At 70.2% G+C, this 18303-nt stretch carries 17 protein-coding genes; 12 read left to right on the forward strand and 5 right to left on the reverse strand.

The window, feature by feature from the left end:
• Window positions 1–72 precede the first annotated feature (72 nt).
• The 3 genes from pdxR (at window position 73) to BJ960_RS05710 (ending at window position 3100) form a co-directional block, all read left to right on the forward strand.
• Window positions 73–1602, forward strand: a complete 1530-nt coding sequence (pdxR, locus tag BJ960_RS05700) for a MocR-like pyridoxine biosynthesis transcription factor PdxR (protein ID WP_185986581.1) — start codon at window positions 73–75, stop codon at window positions 1600–1602.
• Between the two features lie 57 nt (window positions 1603–1659).
• The gene (locus BJ960_RS05705) at window positions 1660–2337 is read left to right on the forward strand and encodes a metal-dependent transcriptional regulator (RefSeq protein ID WP_121077305.1); all 678 of its coding nucleotides are present in this window, start codon (window positions 1660–1662) and stop codon (window positions 2335–2337) included.
• Between the two features lie 121 nt (window positions 2338–2458).
• Complete coding sequence (locus BJ960_RS05710; RefSeq protein WP_185986582.1) at window positions 2459–3100, forward strand: asparagine synthase; 642 nt, start codon at window positions 2459–2461, stop codon at window positions 3098–3100.
• 9 nt (window positions 3101–3109) lie between these two features.
• Here BJ960_RS05710 and BJ960_RS05715 read toward each other — a convergent pair whose 3' ends face one another.
• Window positions 3110–3439 (reverse strand): GNAT family N-acetyltransferase, encoded by a 330-nt coding sequence (locus BJ960_RS05715; protein WP_185986583.1) that lies wholly within the window; start codon window positions 3437–3439, stop codon window positions 3110–3112.
• A gap of 31 nt (window positions 3440–3470) precedes the next feature.
• Between BJ960_RS05715 and BJ960_RS05720 the strand changes: the two genes are divergently transcribed.
• Together BJ960_RS05720 and BJ960_RS05725 are read left to right on the forward strand one after the other, a co-directional pair.
• The gene (locus BJ960_RS05720) at window positions 3471–3977 is read left to right on the forward strand and encodes a hypothetical protein (RefSeq protein WP_185986584.1); all 507 of its coding nucleotides are present in this window, start codon (window positions 3471–3473) and stop codon (window positions 3975–3977) included.
• A gap of 175 nt (window positions 3978–4152) precedes the next feature.
• The gene (locus BJ960_RS05725) at window positions 4153–5628 is read left to right on the forward strand and encodes an MDR family MFS transporter (protein WP_185986585.1); all 1476 of its coding nucleotides are present in this window, start codon (window positions 4153–4155) and stop codon (window positions 5626–5628) included.
• 62 nt (window positions 5629–5690) lie between these two features.
• On the opposite strand, the gene BJ960_RS05730 is transcribed toward BJ960_RS05725, so the two are convergent.
• Window positions 5691–6359: a TetR/AcrR family transcriptional regulator gene (locus tag BJ960_RS05730; RefSeq protein WP_183075353.1), complete on the reverse strand. Its 669-nt coding sequence runs from the start codon at window positions 6357–6359 to the stop codon at window positions 5691–5693.
• Window positions 6360–6468: 109 nt separating this feature from the next.
• Between BJ960_RS05730 and BJ960_RS05735 the strand changes: the two genes are divergently transcribed.
• The 3 genes from BJ960_RS05735 (at window position 6469) to BJ960_RS05745 (ending at window position 10170) form a co-directional block, all read left to right on the forward strand.
• Window positions 6469–8106 (forward strand): amidohydrolase, encoded by a 1638-nt coding sequence (locus tag BJ960_RS05735; protein WP_307814678.1) that lies wholly within the window; start codon window positions 6469–6471, stop codon window positions 8104–8106.
• A gap of 54 nt (window positions 8107–8160) precedes the next feature.
• Window positions 8161–9540, forward strand: a complete 1380-nt coding sequence (locus tag BJ960_RS05740) for a Na+/H+ antiporter NhaC family protein (protein ID WP_121077293.1) — start codon at window positions 8161–8163, stop codon at window positions 9538–9540.
• A gap of 132 nt (window positions 9541–9672) precedes the next feature.
• Window positions 9673–10170, forward strand: a complete 498-nt coding sequence (locus tag BJ960_RS05745) for a Cpe/LpqF family protein (protein WP_185986586.1) — start codon at window positions 9673–9675, stop codon at window positions 10168–10170.
• 6 nt (window positions 10171–10176) lie between these two features.
• Here the strand turns inward: BJ960_RS05745 and BJ960_RS05750 are convergent, their stop codons facing one another.
• Window positions 10177–11025 (reverse strand): response regulator, encoded by an 849-nt coding sequence (locus BJ960_RS05750; protein WP_185986587.1) that lies wholly within the window; start codon window positions 11023–11025, stop codon window positions 10177–10179.
• Complete coding sequence (locus BJ960_RS05755) at window positions 11022–12257, reverse strand: ATP-binding protein (protein ID WP_307814679.1); 1236 nt, start codon at window positions 12255–12257, stop codon at window positions 11022–11024. The genes BJ960_RS05750 and BJ960_RS05755 overlap by 4 nt, the downstream gene beginning before the upstream one ends.
• 173 nt (window positions 12258–12430) lie before the next feature.
• Between BJ960_RS05755 and BJ960_RS05760 the strand changes: the two genes are divergently transcribed.
• From BJ960_RS05760 to BJ960_RS05770, 3 genes are read left to right on the forward strand one after another with little or no spacing between them, the layout of a single operon-like run.
• Window positions 12431–13453, forward strand: coding sequence for a tripartite tricarboxylate transporter substrate binding protein (locus BJ960_RS05760; protein ID WP_185986588.1), 1023 nt, complete (start codon window positions 12431–12433; stop codon window positions 13451–13453).
• Window positions 13450–14097, forward strand: coding sequence for a tripartite tricarboxylate transporter TctB family protein (locus BJ960_RS05765; RefSeq protein ID WP_185986589.1), 648 nt, complete (start codon window positions 13450–13452; stop codon window positions 14095–14097). Before BJ960_RS05760 ends, BJ960_RS05765 begins: the two co-directional genes overlap by 4 nt.
• Before the next feature lies 1 nt (window position 14098).
• Window positions 14099–15640 (forward strand): tripartite tricarboxylate transporter permease, encoded by a 1542-nt coding sequence (locus tag BJ960_RS05770; RefSeq protein ID WP_185986590.1) that lies wholly within the window; start codon window positions 14099–14101, stop codon window positions 15638–15640.
• A 45-nt stretch (window positions 15641–15685) separates the two neighbouring features.
• Here the strand turns inward: BJ960_RS05770 and BJ960_RS05775 are convergent, their stop codons facing one another.
• A complete protein-coding gene (locus BJ960_RS05775; protein WP_185986591.1) occupies window positions 15686–16363 on the reverse strand; it encodes a TetR/AcrR family transcriptional regulator in 678 nt (225 codons plus the stop codon).
• A 177-nt stretch (window positions 16364–16540) separates the two neighbouring features.
• On the opposite strand from BJ960_RS05775, the gene BJ960_RS05780 reads away from it, so the two are divergent.
• Entirely contained in the window at window positions 16541–18298 is a 1758-nt protein-coding gene (locus tag BJ960_RS05780) for an acyl-CoA dehydrogenase family protein (RefSeq protein ID WP_185986592.1), read from the forward strand.
• The last annotated feature ends 5 nt before the right edge of the window (window positions 18299–18303 follow it).

Here is an 18303-nt window from a genome sequence, read left to right on the forward strand (position 1 = left end):
ACCCGTCGCCGCTGCCCCCGTCGCCGCCGGGCCCGACGGCGGCGCGGGCCGCGACCGGGCTACCCTAGGGGAATGACAGAGGAGTACGCCCGGCCAGACCGGGTGGCGGGCGGCGCGCGTCAGCCGCGCGGCGCGGCGCGCGAATTCCCGGTCGAGCTCGACCGCGAACTCGAGACGCCCCTGCCGGTGCAGCTCGCCGCTGCGCTGCGCGAGGCGATCGACGCGGGCACGCTGCGGCCGGCGGAGCCGGTTCCCGCGACCCGGGAGCTTGCTCGCCGGATCGGGGTCGCGCGCGGCGTCGTCGTCGCCTCCTACGAGCAGCTCATCGCCGAGGGCTACCTCGTCGCCACCCACGGCCGCGGCACCGCCGTGAACCCGCAGCTCGAACGGATGTCGGCTCCGGCCGCCGCGCGGGCCGAGGCCGCCAGCCCGCGATCAGGATCGGCCCGAGACGCACGCTCGGCAGCGGGCGCCGGCGAGCCGGCCAGCGCTGTGCCCGGGCGCGCGCCGCTCGCACCCGGGGAGCCGATCCCGAGCGCGATCAACAGCCCCGCGTGGCGCGCCGCCTGGCGTGAGGCGGCGGCCAGGGCCCACGTCGTCGCCCCGGCGCTCGGCGACGACAGGCTGCGCGCAGAGATCGCGGACCACCTGCGCCGGATGCGCGCGACCGCGCGCTCCGCCGGCGACGTCATCGTGACCGCGGGTACCCGCGAGGGGCTCGGGCTGCTGCTCACCGCGCTCGGCACGACGCGCGGCCGGGGACTGGTCGTGGGCGTCGAGGATCCCGGCCTCCCGTCGCTGCGCGGCGTTGCCGCCAGGCACGGGGCGAGCATCGTCGCCCTGCCCACCGACAGCGAGGGGCTGGACACCGCGCGGCTGCCGGAGGGGGTGCTCGACCTCGTCATCGTGACCCCGAGCCATCAGTACCCCCTCGGCGGGTCGCTGCCGCTCGTCCGCCGCCGCGAGCTGCTGGACTGGGCGCAGCGCGGCGGGGTCGTGATCGTCGAGGACGATTTTGACTCCGAGCTGCGCTTCACGGGCAGCCCGCTCCCGACGCTCGCGGCCCTCGACGACGACGTGACCGGCTCGGTCGTGCTCCTCGGCACATTCTCCCGTACGGTCGCCCCCTCGCTCTCGGCGGGCTACATGCTCGCACCCGCCGGGATTCGCGCGCTCGTCGAACCGGTGCGCCGCGAGCTCGGCGGCCCGGTGTCATCGGTCGTGCAGGTGGCGCTCGCGCACTATCTCGCGACGGGGGAGCTGCGCCGGCACACGGCCCGGCTGCTGCGACGCTACGCCGAGCGGCGCGACCTCGTCTCGGAGCGCCTTGCTGGCGCGCACGGGGTGCGCGTTAGGCCGATGGACGGCGGGCTGCACGCGGTCGTCGAGTTCGTCGGACCCGATCCGGCCGCCCTCCGCGGGCGGGAAGACGCGGTGGTGCGCCGGACGCGCGACGCCGGGCTCGGCGCGGAACCGCTCGGCGGATACTGGCAGCGCAACGGCGCGGGCATGTCGGGGCTCGTGATCGGTCTCGGTGGTTCCGACGACCGGGAGTTCGACGACGCGCTGCGCTCGCTCGCCAGGGTGCTGCGCGAGACGTAGCCCGCGGCCGTTCGACGAGCCTGTGGCCGTATAGGGGCGACGCGGTACGCTTGTCGCGTGAGTGTTGAGAACATCACTGCGAGTATGCAGAACTACCTCAAGGTGATCTGGAGCCTGGCCGAATGGTCGGATACCCCGATTACCAATTCGGCGATCGCGGAGTCGGCCGGGGTCCGCCTCTCGACGGTTTCCGACGCGCTGCGCAAGCTCGCCGACTCCGGGCTGATCGACCACCAGCGCTACGGCACGGTGACGCTCACCGACGAGGGGCGCGAACTCGCGGTCGTCATGACCCGCAGGCATCGGCTGCTCGAGACGTTCCTCGTGCGCGTGCTCGACTACTCCTGGGACGAGGTCCACGACGAGGCGGATCGCCTTGAGCATGCGGTGTCCGACGAGATGGTGAACCGGATCGACCGCGTGCTCGACTACCCGACGCGGGACCCGCACGGCGATCCGATCCCGAGCGCCGATGGGCTCGTTCACCGCCCGGCGGCGCAGCTGCTCACCGAGATCGTCGCGCCGTGTCGCGTGCGGGTCGAGCGCATCTCCGATGCCGACCCCGAGATGCTGCAGTACTTCGCGTCGCGCGGCATCATCGTTGACGCGGAGCTCGACCTCATCGAGGGCGAACCGTATTCCGAGACGACCGCGGTCGAGGTGAACGGGTCGGGCACGCAGGTGCTGCTCGGCAAGGCCGCATCGGACTCGGTCTGGGCGTCCCCGGTCGGCTGAGGCCCGATGCCCTGGCAGGCTGCAACGACGCAGCGCATCGAAACCCTGGTTTCGTCGAGGAATGCTTCCCCGCGCTCGGCGATACGAGATAATGGTGAGGATGTCTTGAGAGGAGGCGAAGTTGGGCTGGTTTTCCAAGCGTAAGCGGCAGGCACAGCCGCCGCGCCGTCTCCCGAAGCGCGTGCTCGCGCCCGTCGAAGAGATCGTCGAGCAGGGGCTGCTCGTCGCCGACGTGGCCGTGCGCATGACCGTGAAGAACGCGATCATCATGAACGCGCTCAAGGAGCACGCCGACTACGACGAGGCGCAGATCGTCGAGATGGTGCGCGACGCCCTCAACGAGCTCGCCGCCGAGCGCGAGCGGGATGCGCGGCACATCTCGCGTGTCAGGGGCGAGATCAAGGACACCGGTCGCAGCTCGTGGAGTGAGACCGAGTACGGCAACAGCGACAGCCGGACACTCAAGCACCGCCAAGAGGTCTACGAGCAGGTCGCGGCGGAGCTGCGCGCTCGGACCGAGGACGAGGAGTACCTGAGCGCGACCGTCGAGCGCGCCCGCGGGCTCGCGTGGTCGGAGATCGGTGATTCGCTCAAAGAGCGCGCGAGCCATCCCTACTACAGCGGCGGGCACGACGACGAGTACCGCAGTCACCGCGATGAGCGGATTCAGCAGCTCATCGAGAAGGATCTCACCTCGCTCATCAAGCAGCAGACCCCGAAGACGAGCCTCAAGGACCGGATCAGGCTCAAGAGCTCGAAGTAGCCCCCGCGGTTACGTGGACTGGTTGAGTAGCTCGGGATGCTTCGCGAGGTAGCCCTCGATGAACCAGCACGACGCCTGCACCGTGTGTGCCTGCGCGATGTCGGAGGTCACCGCGCGGTGTGCGAGGAGCCCAGACAGGCCGGTGCCGCGCAGCGAATCGTCGACGACGGTGTGGTCGAAGTCGACGACGCCGTCGCGCGGAAATGAGTAGTGGGCCTCGCCGACGAGCTCGGCGCCGCCGTTGCCCTCGCGGTAGATCGCGAAGCGCTGCGCGGCAGGCTCGTGGGTGATGGTGATGCCGGCCTCGGCCGCGTCCGCTTCAGTCAGGTATCTTGCCATGTTCGTAGCCTAACCCGGTTATCCTGAAAAGGTGCGAGCAAGAATTCTGACAGGACTTGCGGCGGTCGCCGCGCTCACGCTCGCGGGGTGCTCCGCGCCAGAACCAGAACCCGAGGAGCTGACGGTCACGGCGGCCGGGTCACGTTACCTTGACGCGGTCTGCCCGGTCAACGATGTGTGGGACAGCGTCGACGCCGAGCTCGACCGACTTCGCCTCGCCGTCTCCAGAGGAGACAGCGCTGACACCGGCCCGCTCGCGACGCAGCTGCAGGCGCTGCAGGAGGCCTCGGCCATCGCGGCCGAGAGCCTCGCCGACCCGGCGGTTGCGTGGCCCGATGGCGCTAGCTCGGCGGTCGCCGCGGTCGCCGAATCTCTTGATGCTGACGCCCGGCAGGCCGGAGAGGTCGCGGAGCTCTCAGCCGCCGCCATCGCCGACTACGCGTGGGAGGGCGGGGGAGCCGTCGCCGACGCCGCCGCGGACACACGCGCCGCGCTCGGGCTGCCCGCCGACGCCGGGGCCGCCTGCGCCGACCGCTGAGCCGACCGCCGAGCCGACCGCCGAGCCGACACTGCGGTCCCGGCGCGGGACTACTGCAGTTCGGGCTCGACGGCACCCCTCCGGCTGGGTTCGTCCGGCGACACCAACTGTTCGCTCGCATTTGAGCCGCTGTGAGTACACTGAGCGGCCGCGACGGGCATAGAATATCCCTCCTATGCCAACTTCAGACGACGCCCCAGAATTCACTGAATCGAACGACCCCGCAGCGCGCGCGTTCGGTCCACGCGAGCGCCTCGCGATCTGGCTTCTCCTCGGATCCGCGTTCGTCGTGATCCTCAACGAGACGATCATGGGCGTCGCGCTCCCGGAGCTCATGCACACGCTCGGCATCTCCGCGTCCGAGGGGCAGTGGCTGACAACGGCGTTCCTGCTCACGATGAGCGTCGTGATCCCGGTCACGGGCATGCTCATCCAGCGCGTGCCGACACGAGCGCTGTTCATCACGGCGATGTCGCTGTTCAGCGTCGGCACGCTCGTCGCCGCGCTCGCGCCTGGCCTGTCGATGCTGCTCATCGGGCGTATCGTGCAGGCCTGCGGCACGGCGATCATGATGCCGCTGCTCATGACGACCGTCGTAACGCTCGTCCCGGCGGGCCAGCGCGGGCGAATCATGGGCAGAATCTCGATCGTCATGTCGGTCGCTCCCGCGCTGGGCCCGACAGTGTCGGGCATGATTCTCGAGGTGCTGAGCTGGCGCTGGCTCTTCCTCATTGTTCTCCCGATCGCGATCGTCGCGCTCGTCGTCGGCGGGCTGCGGATGCCGAACGTCGGCGTGCGCAAGCGCACCACGATCGATGTGCTCTCCGTGCTGCTGTCGGTGCTCGGCTTCGGCGGGCTCGTGCTCGGCCTCAGCGAGATCGGCAGCGCAGCCAACGGGCAGGCGCTCGTGCCACCGGTCATCCCCGCAGGGATCGGCGCGGTCGCGCTCGCGCTCTTCATCTGGCGCCAGCTCACGCTCCAGCGCACCGACCGGGCGCTCCTCGACCTGCGCACGTTCCGCAGCCGCCCCTACGCGCTCTCCGTGATCCTCATCGCGTGCGCGGCGATGGCGCTGTTCGGCTCGCTCATTCTCGTGCCGATCTACGCGCAGAACGTGCTCGGTCTGACGCCGCTGCAGACCGGCCTGCTGTTGCTGCCTGGCGGGCTGCTCATGGGGCTGCTCGGCCCCGTGGTCGGGCGCATCATCGATGCGCGTGGCGTCCGGCCGATGCTCATCCCAGGCACCATCGTCACCGCGCTCGCGCTGTTGAGCATGGGCCTCTTCACCGAGACCACGGCGGTCTGGCAGGTGCTTGCCACCCACCTCGTGCTCAGCGTCGGGCTCGCTGGCGTGTTCACGCCGCTGTTCTCGGTCTCGCTCGGTTCACTCCCCGTCGAGCTCGCGTCGCACGGGTCCGCAATGCTGTCGACCGTGCAGCAGGTCGCCGGTGCGGCCGGCACGGCGCTCTTCGTGACCGTGATGACGCTGATCTCGGTGTCGTGGGCCGGCGGCGATCCGGTCGCGGTCGACGCGGAGGCGCTCGCGCACGGCACGCGCGTCGCGTTCCTCATCGGCGGCGTGATCGCGTCGCTCGGGGCGATCGTCGCCCTGTTCGTGCGCGAGTCCGACTCCGAGCAGCTGTCGGTCTAGCCGGCGGCCGCGGGGCGCTCGTTCGCCCGGACGTGCGGACGGGGCTGGAGGGCCGGGCGTCGCTAGTCCTGCGCGCCGGCCGCCATGAGCCCGGCGATGAGCGCCGCGAGCCCGAACTCGAACGTCTCGACGGTGACCGTCGTGTTGAGCTCGTCGGCGTGCTCGCGTGCCCGTTCCTCGGCGCGCGTGAGGTGCGGGGCGAGCACGGAGTTGTCGACGGGGCGGAGGTTATCCGCCGGCGCCAGCGAGTCGAGGGCCGACCCGATGACGAACGACTCGATCGCGACGATCGCTGGCACGATCCGCCGCTCGGGGTAGCCATCGCGCCGCATCGCCGCGGCGATCCGCTCGTAGTCGATGATCGACTCGGGCTCGTCGTCGACGGGCATCGTCGCGAGCGCCGCGATGATCCCGGGGTGCGCCCCGAAGGTGTCGCGGTACGCCCGCGCCCAGTCCGCGATCGCGACGTGCCAGGGGCGCGACTCGAAGCCGTGGTCGCCCACCCGGCGCGTGAGCTGGCCGCGCATGCCAGCGATGAGCTCGTCCTTGCCCGCGAAGTAGTGGTGCAGGGCGGAGGGTCGAACCTCGAGATTTCGGGCGAGCGCGGCGAGCGTGAAATCGCCGCCCTTGACGTCAGCGAGCTCGAACGCGGCGGCAAGAATTCGCTCGTGGGAGAGGATCGCTTGGCGCGGTCGGCCTGCCGGCCTGTGGGCGTCGGGCGCCGTTGTCATTGCACATCCTTCTCTCGCGGGGTTGCAGTCTTTATTGAATCTGCGTAAATTAAACTTGCTCCGCGTCTCACTCGAGGATACGGGGTCACACGAACCGAGGGGGACCACCGTGGGAGAAGCGACTGCCGACCTGATCATTGCGGGTGCGCGCGTGCACTCGATGGTGGACGGCGACGCCGACCCGTCACCTCGCTCAATCGCGATCGCCGGCGGTCGCATCATCGCGCTGGGGAAGCCTGATGAGATCGCCGAGGCCTTTGGGGGGCCGAGCACGCAGGTCGACGACGCGAGCGGATTGACGATCACCCCCGGCCTCATCGACGCGCACCTGCACCCGATCCAGGGTGTGGAGCTGTGCCAGGGGGCCGACCTCGGCGGCGTGCGCGATCTGCGTGATCTTCGCAACGCGCTCGCTGCGGAGGCGGCGAGGGTGCGCGCGGGCTCCGGTGGGGGCTGGGTCCGCGCGTGGAACCTCGACTACGCCGTGTTCGACGGGGCGCCGCTGACCTCCCGCTTCCTCGACGACGCGGTCGACGGGCTGCCGGCGATGGTGTTCTTCTTCGACTTCCACACCGCCGTCGCGAGCACCGAGGCGCTGCGGCTCGCAGGCATCACCGGCACGATGGCGTTCGACGACACCTCAGAGGTTGTCGTCGACGCCGACGGCGTGCCGACCGGCGAGCTCCGAGAGGACAGCGCCTACCAGCCCGTCCTCGAGGTCGCCCCGAAGCCGAGCCGCGACGACACGCTTGAGGCCGCGCGCGCGACGTTCGCAAAGATGCGCCGCTCTGGCCTCACCGGCGGCACGATCATGGACGGCAACTCGGAGACGCTCGACCTGCTCCAGGCGCTCGATTCCACCGGCATGGGGCTTCCCGTTCGGATCGTGAGTGCGATGGACATCAAGCCGAGCTACACGGCGGAGACCCGCGCGGCGATCAAGGCGCAGGTCGACCGGGGCGGGAACCGGTGGCGCGGCGGCGTCATCAAGCTCTACGCGGACGGCGTCATCGACACGGGCGCAGGCTGGCTGTACGAGGCGGACGCCGACGGGGCAGGCCTCACTGGCTTCTGGCCGGATCAGGCCGACTTCGCCGCGACCGTGAAGGAGTTCGCGGAGGCCGGCTTCCAGATCGCGACGCACGCCATCGGCGACCGCGCCGTCGGCGAGACGATCACCGCCTACGAGGCCGCCGGTCCGATCGCCCGCACCGGGGTTCCGCACCGCATCGAGCACCTCGAAACGCTGCAACCGCGCGACGTCGAGCGCCTCGCCGAGGCCGGCATCACGGCGTCGATGCAGCTGCCGCACATGCAGTGGCGAATCTCCGATGGCAGCGACGAGTGGGCGCGGCGGCTCGGCCCCGAGCGCGCCGCACGCGGCTGGGCCGCCGGCTCCGTAGTCCGGGCGGGCGCGCCGCTCGCGCTGGGCTCCGACTGGCCGATCGCCGACCTCGACGCGCGCGTCGGCCTCGCGTGGGCTATGCTACGGCGTGCGCCCGGCGACACGGAGGGGTTCGTGTACGAGCCCGAAGAACGACTTTCCGCCGCCCAGGCGCTGCACGGATACACTCGCGGTGCAGCGCTCGCGCAGGGCGACGACGACCTCGGCATCATCCGTGCCGGCGCTCGTGCAGACCTCGCCGTGTGGTCTGCGGATCCACTCGGGGTGTCAGGCGACGATCTCGCCACGCTCCCCGTGCGCGCAACATATCTCGACGGGCTGCGCACGTCGCACGTCGAGTAGCTTTACCCCACATCACCCATCCGAGCGGCACCGTCGCTCCCTCGAAAGGCCACCGTGGTCCAAAACACTGCACTGGCGCTGCTGCCAGTCCTTACCGTCCTTGTCGTGTCGGTGCTCACCAAGCGAGCGCTGCTCGGCCTGTTCTCGGGCGCCGTCGTCGGCGCGATCCTGATCGGCGGCTGGGGGTTCTTCGACTCGCTCGTCGGGCTCGTCGGTTCCTCGCTGTCGAACGAGACCGTGCACTGGCTCGTGCTCGTCGTCGTGCTGTTCGGCATCCTCATTGCCTACTTCAACGTCTCAGGGGCGGTCAACGACTTCGCGAAGTGGACCGAGCGATTCGTGAACTCGCGACGCAAGTCGCTGCTGCTGACGTGGCTGCTCACGATCGCGCTGTTCATCGACGACTACCTGAACGCGCTCACCGTCGGCACCTCGATGAAACGGGTCACCGACAGGTACAACGTGCCGCGCACCATGCTCGGCTCGGTCGTGAAGCTCACGTCTGCGCCGATCGCGATCGTGATCCCGTTCTCGACCTGGGCGATCTTCTTCTCCGCGCTGCTCGAGCAGGACGGCGTGACCGTGAACGGTTCGGGCTTCGGCGCCTACATTGCCGGCCTGCCGTACGTCTTCTTCGGCTGGATCGCGCTGATCGTCGGGCTGTTGCTCGCGCTCGGCGTGCTGCCCCTCGTCGGGCCGCTGAAGCGCGAGCAGGCGCGCGTCGACCGCACCGGCGACCCGCTGCCGGAGGGGCTCACCCCCGAGGAGCGCGCGTTCGAGCTCGCTGAGGATGGCTCCGAGGGCAAGCGCCCGCTGCCCTTCAACTTCCTCATCCCGATCATCACCCTCGTCGTCGTCACGATCCTCACCGAGGTCGACATCGTGAAGGGCGCCGCTGCTGCGGTCGTCGTCGCGATCATCCTTTACCTCGTCCAGCGCCGCATGACGTTCAAGGACGTCGTGGAGCAGGCGTTCGAGGGCATCATGAGCATGTCGTACGTCATGGTGCTGTTCGTGCTCGCCTTCATGGTGCAGCAGATCAACATGGACCTCCAGCTCGCTGACTGGGTCATCGGAGCGACCGAGCCCATCATGAACGGCGCGCTGCTGCCCGCCATCGTGTTCCTCGTGTGCGGCCTGTACGCCTACGCTACCGGCGCGTTCTGGGACCTCGCCGCGGTCATCACTCCCGTCGTGCTGCCGCTCGCGATTGCCGTTGGCGTGGATCCCGTGCTCGCCGGCGCGGCCGTGTTCTCGGGTGCCGCCCTCGGCTCGACGACCTGCCTGTACGGCGACGGCATGATCCTCGCCTCGAAGTCTGTCGGTGTGAAGCCGCTGAACCTCATGCTCTCGATCCTGCCGTACGCGGGCTTCGCAGCGGCGCTGTCGTTCATCGCGTACCTCATCGCGGGCTACGTCTCCTTCGGGGGCTAGCCACAGGACCCGCGAAAGCGGAGAGGGTGCCCCGGTCGCGCGTGCGGCCGGGGCACTTCGTCGTCTGGCGACCGATCTCGCCGCTTGATAGGTTGGCAGGACACCACAGAGATCCACCAACGGAGGCCCCGCATGCCCGCACCCACACCCTCGTCGCCGACACTCGCGGTATCGTCGAATCCCCGCGCGCAGCGACGCCGGTCCGCGGTCACAGTCGCCGCACTCGCGGCCGCCGCAGGGCTCATGCTCACGGGGTGCACGTCGCCAGCGTCGGCGCCCGAGACGAGCGACCCGGGCGGCGTCGTCGCGATCCCCGAGACCGCGGCGGCCGGCCAGATCGAGTGGGCGCTCGGGCTGCTCAACGCGGACGCCGACATCACAGTCGACCAGCTCGAGGGCCGGTTCACGAAGGAATTCCTCGCACAGGTGTCGGTCGAGGACCTCGCGGCACAGCTGAACGAGGGGGTCCGGCCGCTCAAGCCGTTCAAGACGACGGACTACGCCGACGTGAGCGACGTCGTTGGCGCGGCGCGGATCACGGCGGCGAACGCCGAATCGTTCTCGCTTGAGGTGCGTGTCGAACCGGATGGCACGATCTCCGAGATGCTGATCCGTCCCGCGGCGAAGTAGCCGCAGCTATCCGGGAGGCGGCGGAACGAGCCGATACAGCACCTCGGGCCGGCCGCGCTTGCCGTAGCGGTGAGACAGGTCGATCGACCCGATCTCCACGAGGTAGTCGAGATAGCGCCGCGCTGTCGCCGACGACACCGAGCACGCTTCGGCGAGCGCGGCGGAGGTGAGCGGAATCACCGGATCCAGCGCGGCGACGATCTCGGTGAGCGTGACCTGCGAGATCCCCTTCGGGAGGCGTGCTGCGGGCGCCTGGGCGGCCTGTCTCGCCCGTCCGTCCGGCCCGACCTGCCGAACGGCGGCACGCCCAGCCTGCCCGGCATCGCCCTGCACTGTCGGCGACCGGTGCGCTCCCGGCGGCTCCCGCAGCGCCTGGACGCTGCCTGTCGACAGCAGCCTGTCGATCTCGCCCTGCGCGAGCGGCAGTTCCCGCGCGTCCTCGGGGCGCGCCTGGCCGCGCGCGAGGTCGCTGCGGTAGGCCTGCAGCCTGCCGAGGAGGGCCGCCTCCGTGAACGGTTTGACGAGATATCCGACGACCTGCCCGGCGAGGGCCTGCCGTACCGTGACCCGGTCCTGGGAGGCGCTGATGACGAGCACGTCGGGCGACGCAGGCCCGAGCGTGCGCACCCGGTTCAGCACTTCCACCCCGCTGATGTCGGGCAGCCGCATGTCGAGCAGCACGAGGTCGACCTCGCCGCGCACGATGCGCTCGACCGCAGCGAGCCCGGTGCCGACGGCGGCGACGACCGCGAAGCCCGCAGCGTTCGCGACGAAGCGGCTGTGGAGTTGCCGCGCTCCGGCGTCGTCGTCGACGATGAGCACCCGAGTGGCTTGCCTGGTGCGGGAATCGGTCATCGCGCCTCCATCGTGAACCTGAACCTGGCGCCGCCCGACGCCGACCGGCCCACCTCCACCGCCCCGCCGCGGCCGGCGACCGTGCGACGCACGAGGTCCAGGCCGATGCCCCTGCCGGTGCCCGTGCGGTCGGCCTTCGTCGAGACGCCGCGCGTGAACAGGCGCTCGATGTCCGCGGGCTCGATCCCGTCGCCGTCGTCGGAGATGTCGCCGTGGAAGACGCCGTCGAGCTCGGACAGCGCGCAGTGCACGACCGTCGCGTGAGCCTCGCCCGCGTTCCTGCAGAGGTTCGCGATGACGAGGCTCACCTCCTCGTCGACCACGCTCGTGACGGCGAACTCCGCCTCGAGCCTGGCGCCGTGCGCGCTCAGTTCGGCGCGCAGCGCATCGACAGTGGCCCGCAGCAGCGGCTGGGTGCTCAGGCTCTCGCCGTGCACCGTCGTGGTGACGGGGGAGATCCCCTCGATGTAGCGCAGCGCCTCGCTCGTGTCGCCGTGGGTGACGAGCCCGTGGATCACGTGCAGCCGGGTCACGAACTCGTGCGACTGCTCCTGCAGCGCGGCCGCGGTGCGCCGCAACCCCGCGTATTCACGCGCCGCCGCGTCCAAGCGGCGAAAGCGGCGTTCGAGCAGCGCGGCAACCGTCGAGCTCAGCAGCGTTCCCACCACGAGCGCGCCGAGCGCCCAGGGGAGGAGCCGCCGGAGCGCCTCGGACGCGTCATCGGCGATACGGCTCTCAAGGATGCCGACGGAGAGCGCCCCGATGATCTCCCCGTCCGCGGCGCGAACCGGCACCTTCGCGCGCAGCGTGCGCCCGATCGTGCCGGTCTCCGTGCCGAGGAACGTCTCGCCGGCGATGACCGCCGAGTTGTCCGTCGAGACGCGCTTGCCGCGCTCCGCCGGGGTGGGGTGGGTGACGCGGATGCCGCGCTCGTCAGAGATCACCACGTAGTCGACGCCGGCGGCCCGTTCGATCACGTCGGCGAGGGGCTGCAGCTCCGCGGCGGCCGCGGAGACGTCTGAGTGGACGAGCGCGAGCGCCGAGCGCACCTGGGTGAGCTCAGCGAGGCTCGACGCGACACTCGACACGCGCTCGCCGGTGGTCTCGCGGATGCCCCGCTCCTGCACGGCGTACGCGATGCCGGTGGTGAGCACGACGACGGCGACAACGATCACGGTCGGCGCAAACAGCATGACGAGCCGCGCCCCGCGGGCAGTGAGCCTCTTCGCCACCGTCGCTACCTCCTTGTCGACGCTTCAGTTTAGACCGCCCGCACGGCGCGCGTTCCCCCGCGCCGTGAGCATCAAAGAGGTTAAATGCGTGAGGCGGGCCGGCGAGGGCCGCGGCGTGGCACTGTTGGTGCCGAGTACGGCGCACCGGCGCCCTCACAAAGGAGTGAAAACCCGTGGAAGAACCTTCCAGCGCGCACGAGCCGCGCGAACACCACCGGCGGGCGCGACCCGTCACGAGGCTCATCGGAGGCGTCATCGCCGTCGCCGCGATCGGCGTCGCAGCCTTCGGCTCCATCAGCTCGGCGTCGGCTGGGCAAGACATCACCTCGTCCCTCACGATCGTGGCCCCCGCGGCCGCTGGCGGCGGCTGGGACACTGTCGCCCGCGAGATGCAGCAGGCGCAGCGCGCGAACGGCCTCACCGCGAACGTGCAGGTCGTCAACATGCCCGGCGCCGGCGGCACGATCGCGCTCGGAAACATGACCCGTCTCGAGGGGCGAGCAAACACGATCCTCGTCGGCGGGACGGGGCTGCTCGCGGCGACCATCCAGTACGGCTCGGCTGCGACGCTCGACGACGTCACCCCGCTCGCGGTGCTGTTCGACGAGTACGACGTCATCGTCGTCCCCGCCGACTCGCCCTACGAGACGCTCGATGATCTCGTCGCCGCGTGGCAGGCCGACCCGGGGGCGGTGCCCTGGACGGGCGGCGGATCCTTCGATCAGCTTGTCGTGACTGACCTCGCGCTCGCCGCTGGCATCGACCCCGTCGACACCACCTACATCTCGTCGGACGGCGGCGGCGAGGCCGTCGCGGCGCTGCTCAACGGGACGGCGCAGGCCGCCGCCGGCGGGTACCCCGACAACATCGACCAGATCGAGTCCGGCCGCCTCCGGGCGCTCGCGTTGATCGCGGAGGAGCCCGTCGCTGGCATCGACATTTCGACCGCGCGCGAGCAGGGCTACGACGTCACCCTCGCGAACTGGCGCATGCTTGCGGCGCCCGCCGCGATCACCGACGAGGAGACGGCGCAGCTCACCGAGCTCATCGAGGACTCGGTCGCGACTCCGGAGTGGGAGTCCGCGGTCGGCCGCTATCACTGGAGCGAGCACTTCATTGTCGGCCCCGACGTCGCGGCATTCCTTCAGACCGAACGCGAGCGCATCACGCGACTCTACGAGGAGATGGGGCAATGAGCTACTCACACAATCCGACGGCGATGTCCGCCGTCGTCGGCGAAGAGATCACGCTGACGGCCGGGAAGGATCGCGGCAGGGCGCTACTCGTGCAGCTCATCATGCCGGCGGTGCTGTTGGCCTTCGCGGGATACCTCGCGATCGGCATGGTCACCATGCGGGTGCCAGAGGGCACCGCGTTCCCCGGCCCGAGATTCTTCCCCGCGCTCATCGCCGGGGGGCTCACGCTCTTCGCGATCCTGCTCGCGGTCGCTGCGCTGCGCGAGCACCGGCGCGCGGCGACGCAGCAGCATGATGAGGATCCCGCGATCCTGATCGGCCAAGGCGCAGCTGGCGGCGCCGACGTCGACGCCGACGTTGATGCCGATGGCGATCCTGCGGAGCCCGCCCGCGCGGTCAGGATCGACTGGGCCTCACTCGCATGGGTCATCGGATCGTTCCTCGTGTTTACGCTCGTGCTGCCCTACCTCGGGTGGATCATCGCCGCGGCGCTGCTGTTCTGGGGCGTCGCGCGGGGCTTTGGCACGCGGCGCCCGCTCGTGAGCCTCGTCGTGGGGCTCACGTTGAGCTCGCTCGTCTACATCGCATTCGACATGGCGCTCGGGATGTCGCTCCCGTCTGGCGTTCTGGGTTGGGAGTTCTGACATGGACACACTGCAACTATTGCTTGACGGGTTCGCCGGCGCGCTGAGCCTGCAAAACCTGCTCTGGGTGCTCATCGGCTGCGTCCTCGGGACCGCGGTCGGCGTGCTGCCCGGGCTCGGATCGTCGATGGCGGTCGCCCTGCTCCTGCCGGTCACGTTCTCGCTCGAGCCGACCGCCGCGTTCATCATGTTCGCGGGCGTCTACTTCGGCGGCCTCTTCGGCGACTCGACGATGGGCATCCTCATGAACACCCCCGGGCAGGCGTCGGCGATCGCGTCGACTTTCGAGGGCCACAAGATGGCGCTCAACGGTCGGGCCGCGCAGGCGCTCGCAACCGCGGCGATCGGCGCGTTCATCGGCGGAATCGTAGCCTCGGTCGTCGTCGTCTTCCTCGCGCCCGTGCTCGCCGACTTCTCGACCCGGTTCGGCCCGGCCGAGTTCTTCGCGCTCGCCGTATTCGCGTTCGCGGCGACCTCGTCGGTCGTCACGGACAGCGCGATCCGGGGCCTCGCGTCGCTGTTCATCGGGCTCGGGATCGCGGTCATCGGGATCGACGGCGTATCCGGGGCGCCGCGCTTCACGATGGACTCGCCCAACCTGTTCGACGGCATCTCGCTCGTTACCGTCACCGTTGCCGTGCTCGCGCTCGGCGAGGTGATCTACGTCGCCTGCCTCGAACGGCACGTCTCCGGCGGCAAGATCATCCGCCCCAAGGGGCGGCCGTGGCTGTCGCGCGCGGAGCTGCGTGAGGCGGCGCCAGCGTGGGCACGCGGCACCGCGATCGGGCTGCCGTTCGGCGTGATCCCCGCGGGCGGCTCCGAGATCCCCACGTTCCTCGCGTACGGGCTCGAGAAGCGACTCGACGCGCGGCGCGCACAGCCGAAGTTCGGCACGGGCGCGATCCGCGGTCTCGCCGCTCCGGAGGCTGCCGGCAACTCGACGACCGGCATGGCGATGGGCGCGCTGCTCGCGCTCGGGCTGCCGATCTCGGCGACCGCCGCGATCATGCTCGCCGCGTTCCGGCAGTACGGACTCCAGCCCGGCCCGCTGCTGTTCGAGCGCGCCCCCGACCTCGTGTGGGCGCTGCTCGCGAGCTTCTTCATTGCGATGATCGTGCTGCTGATCCTCAACCTGCCGTTCGCGATGCTGTGGGCGCGACTGCTGCTCATCCCGCGGCCCTACCTGTACGCGGGCATTACGGTGTTCTGCGCGTTCGGGATCTACGCGACGTCGGGGTCGACGTTCGACCTGCTCGTGCTGCTCGGCGTCGGCATCGTCGGGTTCCTCATGCGGGCGCTCGACTTCCCGATCGCCCCGCTCATCATCGGCATGGTGCTTGGCCCGCTCGCCGAGACGAGCCTGCGCGACGCGACCATGAGCGCGAACGGCGACTTCTCCGTGCTCGTGCAGGGGCCGATCGTGCTCACCCTGTACGCGCTGCTGATCCTCGTGCTCGGCTTCGCCGTGAGCGGGCGGATTCGGGCGCGCCGGGCTGCGCGTGCGCAGGCGCGGGCCGACGAGGAGGTCCTTGTGAGCCGCTAGTTCGGCTGCAGTGCGGCCTCGCGGGTGCGAGGCCGCACTGCCTCCTTACGGGAGCTGTGCGGCGACCGCGCGAAGCACGTCCTCGGGCGCCGCGTCGGCGCTGAACGACGCGACGACGACGCGCGAGGCGCCGCGTTCGCCGCCAAACCACGGCGCGAATCTGCCCAACAGTTCCGTGAGCTCGCGCTCGAGCTCTTCGAATGCGTGGGTGTCGCCGAACTTCATCCAGCGGCGGAGCGCGGCGTTGTGGACTGCGACGATCGCCGCGGCGGCGGCGATCGAGCCCCAGTCGGGGGTCCCTGGAGCCGCGACGCGCGCGAGATAGCGCTGAAACATGCGCTCGTAGCGGTGCGTGATGACGAGTTCGCGCTCGCGCAGCAGGGGAGTGCTGCGGAGCAGCTGGGAGCGCATCCTGGCTGTGACCGGGTCGCGGGTGAGTACGCGCGAGACCTCGAGCGTGCCCTGGGCGATCGTCACGGATGCGCTGAGGTTGGAGGCATCGAGCTGCTCCTGGAGCTGGCTCAGCGCGAGGTCGTGGTCGGCGAAGACGACGTCCTCTTTGCTGCCGAACCGCCGGAAGAACGTGCTGCGGCTCATCCCGATTGCGTCGGCGAGGCTGCTCGTGGTGGTCTGCTCGTACCCGTGCTCGGTGAGATACCGCACGGCCGTCGCCTGCGGCGAGTCCGCTGGGGTGTGCTCAGTCGCTGGGTTTCGGTCGCTCATGGGTGAGAAGTTAGCACACGGGTGAAACCCGGTGCCGCATATGTATCCCCGGGATGTGGGGGAAGTTGCGGCAATTGTGGGCCGAGTGGCCTTGATTTGAGACTGAGTCTCAGGCATACTTCTGGGGACGCGCCGCGACCACTGGCGCCCAGGACGACAAACGATGGAGTGTCGAGTATGGCAATCGCAAATTTCGCCCAGCAGACTGTTCCCGATGGCGGAACGTACGTGCCGCCCGTCGCGGACTACGCCTTCCTGCTCGGTGAGGCATTCGGCACCGACGTCGTGGCGCGGGCCACGGATGGCGCGCTGAGCGCGGCCGACGCAGGCGACGCGCTGGAGGCCGCGGGCGAGTTCGCCGCCGAGGTGTTCGCGCCGCTCGACCGCGTGGGCGACCAGCAGGGCGCCCAGCTCGTTGACGGCAACGTGCGCATGCCCGACGGCTTCACGGCGGCCTACAAGTCGTTCGCGGCGGCCGGCTGGGTCTCGGCGTCGGTCGCGGAGGACGCCGGGGGAGACGGGCTGCCAGGATCCGTCACCGCCGCGCTCTCGGAGTTCTGGAACGCCTCGAACGCCGCGTTCGCGCTCTGCCCGGCGCTGAGCCACGGTGCGATCCGTGCCATCCAGGCGAACGCGTCTGAGGAGCTCCGCGCCGCGTACCTCCCCAAGCTCGTGAGCGGCGAGTGGACGGGCACGATGAACCTCACCGAGCCACAGGCCGGCAGCGACCTCGGCGCGGTGCGCACGATGGCCCGCGACAACGGCGACGGCAGCTGGGCCGTGAGCGGCCAGAAGATCTTCATCACCTGGGGAGACCACGACGTTGCCGACAACATCGTGCACCTCGTGCTCGCCCGCACCGAAGGCGCCCCCGAGGGACACCGCGGCCTCTCGCTCTTCGTCGTGCCGAAGTTCACACTCGACGCATCCGGTGCGCCCGGCGAGCGCAATTCGGTCGTCACCGTCGGGCTGGAGCACAAGCTTGGCATTCACGCGAGCCCGACCTGCGTGCTGCAGTTCGAAGACGCGACGGGCTACCTCGTCGGCGAACTCAATCAGGGCCTCATGGGCATGTTCGTCATGATGAACGAGGCGCGGGTCGGCATCGGCGTCCAGGGGCTCGGCGTGGCCGACCGCGCCTACCAGCGCGCGCTCTCGTACGCACACACGCGGGTGCAGGGTGCGGTGCTCGGGCTGCCCGACGGCACTCCGATCGCTGGACATCCCGACGTCCGCCGGCTGCTGCTGTCGATGTCGAGCCGGATCTCCGCGATGCGCGCGTTCTCGGTGCTCGTCGGTGACGTGCACGACCGCGCCGAGGCTGACGGCACGGGCGCGCTGGCCGAGCTGTTCGTGCCGATCCTGAAGTCGTGGCTCACCGAGCAGGCCGTGCACATCTCCTCCGACGCCGTGCAGGTGCACGGCGGCATGGGCTTCATCGAGGAGACTGGCGCGGCGCAGCACTTCCGCGACGCGCGCATCATGCCGATCTACGAGGGCACCACTGCGATCCAGTCGAACGACCTCGTCGGACGCAAGGTGCTCCGCGATAGCGGCCAGACGCTTGGGCAGGTGTTCGCGATGATCCGCGAGCAGACCGCAGCCCTCACCGCGACGGGCGACGCGCTCGCCGCCCGAGTGGCCGAGCGCACCGAGCGCGCCGTCGGAGCGGCAGAGCGCGCCACGCAGGCGCTCCTCGGCTTCGCGTCAACCCCGCGCGATGCGTACGCGGTGTCGGTGCCGTTCCAGGAGCTCCTGGCGACGTTGGTGGGTGGCTGGATGCACGCGACCATCGCGACCGCGGTGCTCGGGCACGGGGAGCGGACCGACGACGACGCGCGACGTCTCGCCGAGGCTGACTTCTACAGCGCGCATCACCTCGCTCAGGTCCACGCGCTTGCGGAGACCGTCGCCGCCGGCGAGATCGGCGAGTAACCGGA

Origin of the sequence: Leucobacter aridicollis, assembly GCF_013409595.1 — a bacterium.
Classification (GTDB): Bacteria; Actinomycetota; Actinomycetes; order Actinomycetales; family Microbacteriaceae; genus Leucobacter; species Leucobacter aridicollis.

What these genes read in the sequence shown, in the direction of transcription:
- BJ960_RS05780 (WP_185986592.1), top strand. Translation starts at nt 16,541, where the DNA reads ATGGCAATCGCAAATTTCGCCCAGCAGACTGTTCCCGATGGCGGAACG.
- BJ960_RS05730 (WP_183075353.1), bottom strand. Translation starts at nt 6,359, where the DNA reads ATGACAACGGCGCCCGACGCCCACAGGCCGGCAGGCCGACCGCGCCAA.
- BJ960_RS05765 (WP_185986589.1), top strand. Translation starts at nt 13,450, where the DNA reads ATGAGCTACTCACACAATCCGACGGCGATGTCCGCCGTCGTCGGCGAA.
- pdxR (WP_185986581.1), top strand. Translation starts at nt 73, where the DNA reads ATGACAGAGGAGTACGCCCGGCCAGACCGGGTGGCGGGCGGCGCGCGT.
- BJ960_RS05745 (WP_185986586.1), top strand. Translation starts at nt 9,673, where the DNA reads ATGCCCGCACCCACACCCTCGTCGCCGACACTCGCGGTATCGTCGAAT.
- BJ960_RS05770 (WP_185986590.1), top strand. Translation starts at nt 14,099, where the DNA reads ATGGACACACTGCAACTATTGCTTGACGGGTTCGCCGGCGCGCTGAGC.
- BJ960_RS05775 (WP_185986591.1), bottom strand. Translation starts at nt 16,363, where the DNA reads ATGAGCGACCGAAACCCAGCGACTGAGCACACCCCAGCGGACTCGCCG.
- BJ960_RS05750 (WP_185986587.1), bottom strand. Translation starts at nt 11,025, where the DNA reads ATGACCGATTCCCGCACCAGGCAAGCCACTCGGGTGCTCATCGTCGAC.
- BJ960_RS05725 (WP_185986585.1), top strand. Translation starts at nt 4,153, where the DNA reads ATGCCAACTTCAGACGACGCCCCAGAATTCACTGAATCGAACGACCCC.
- BJ960_RS05715 (WP_185986583.1), bottom strand. Translation starts at nt 3,439, where the DNA reads ATGGCAAGATACCTGACTGAAGCGGACGCGGCCGAGGCCGGCATCACC.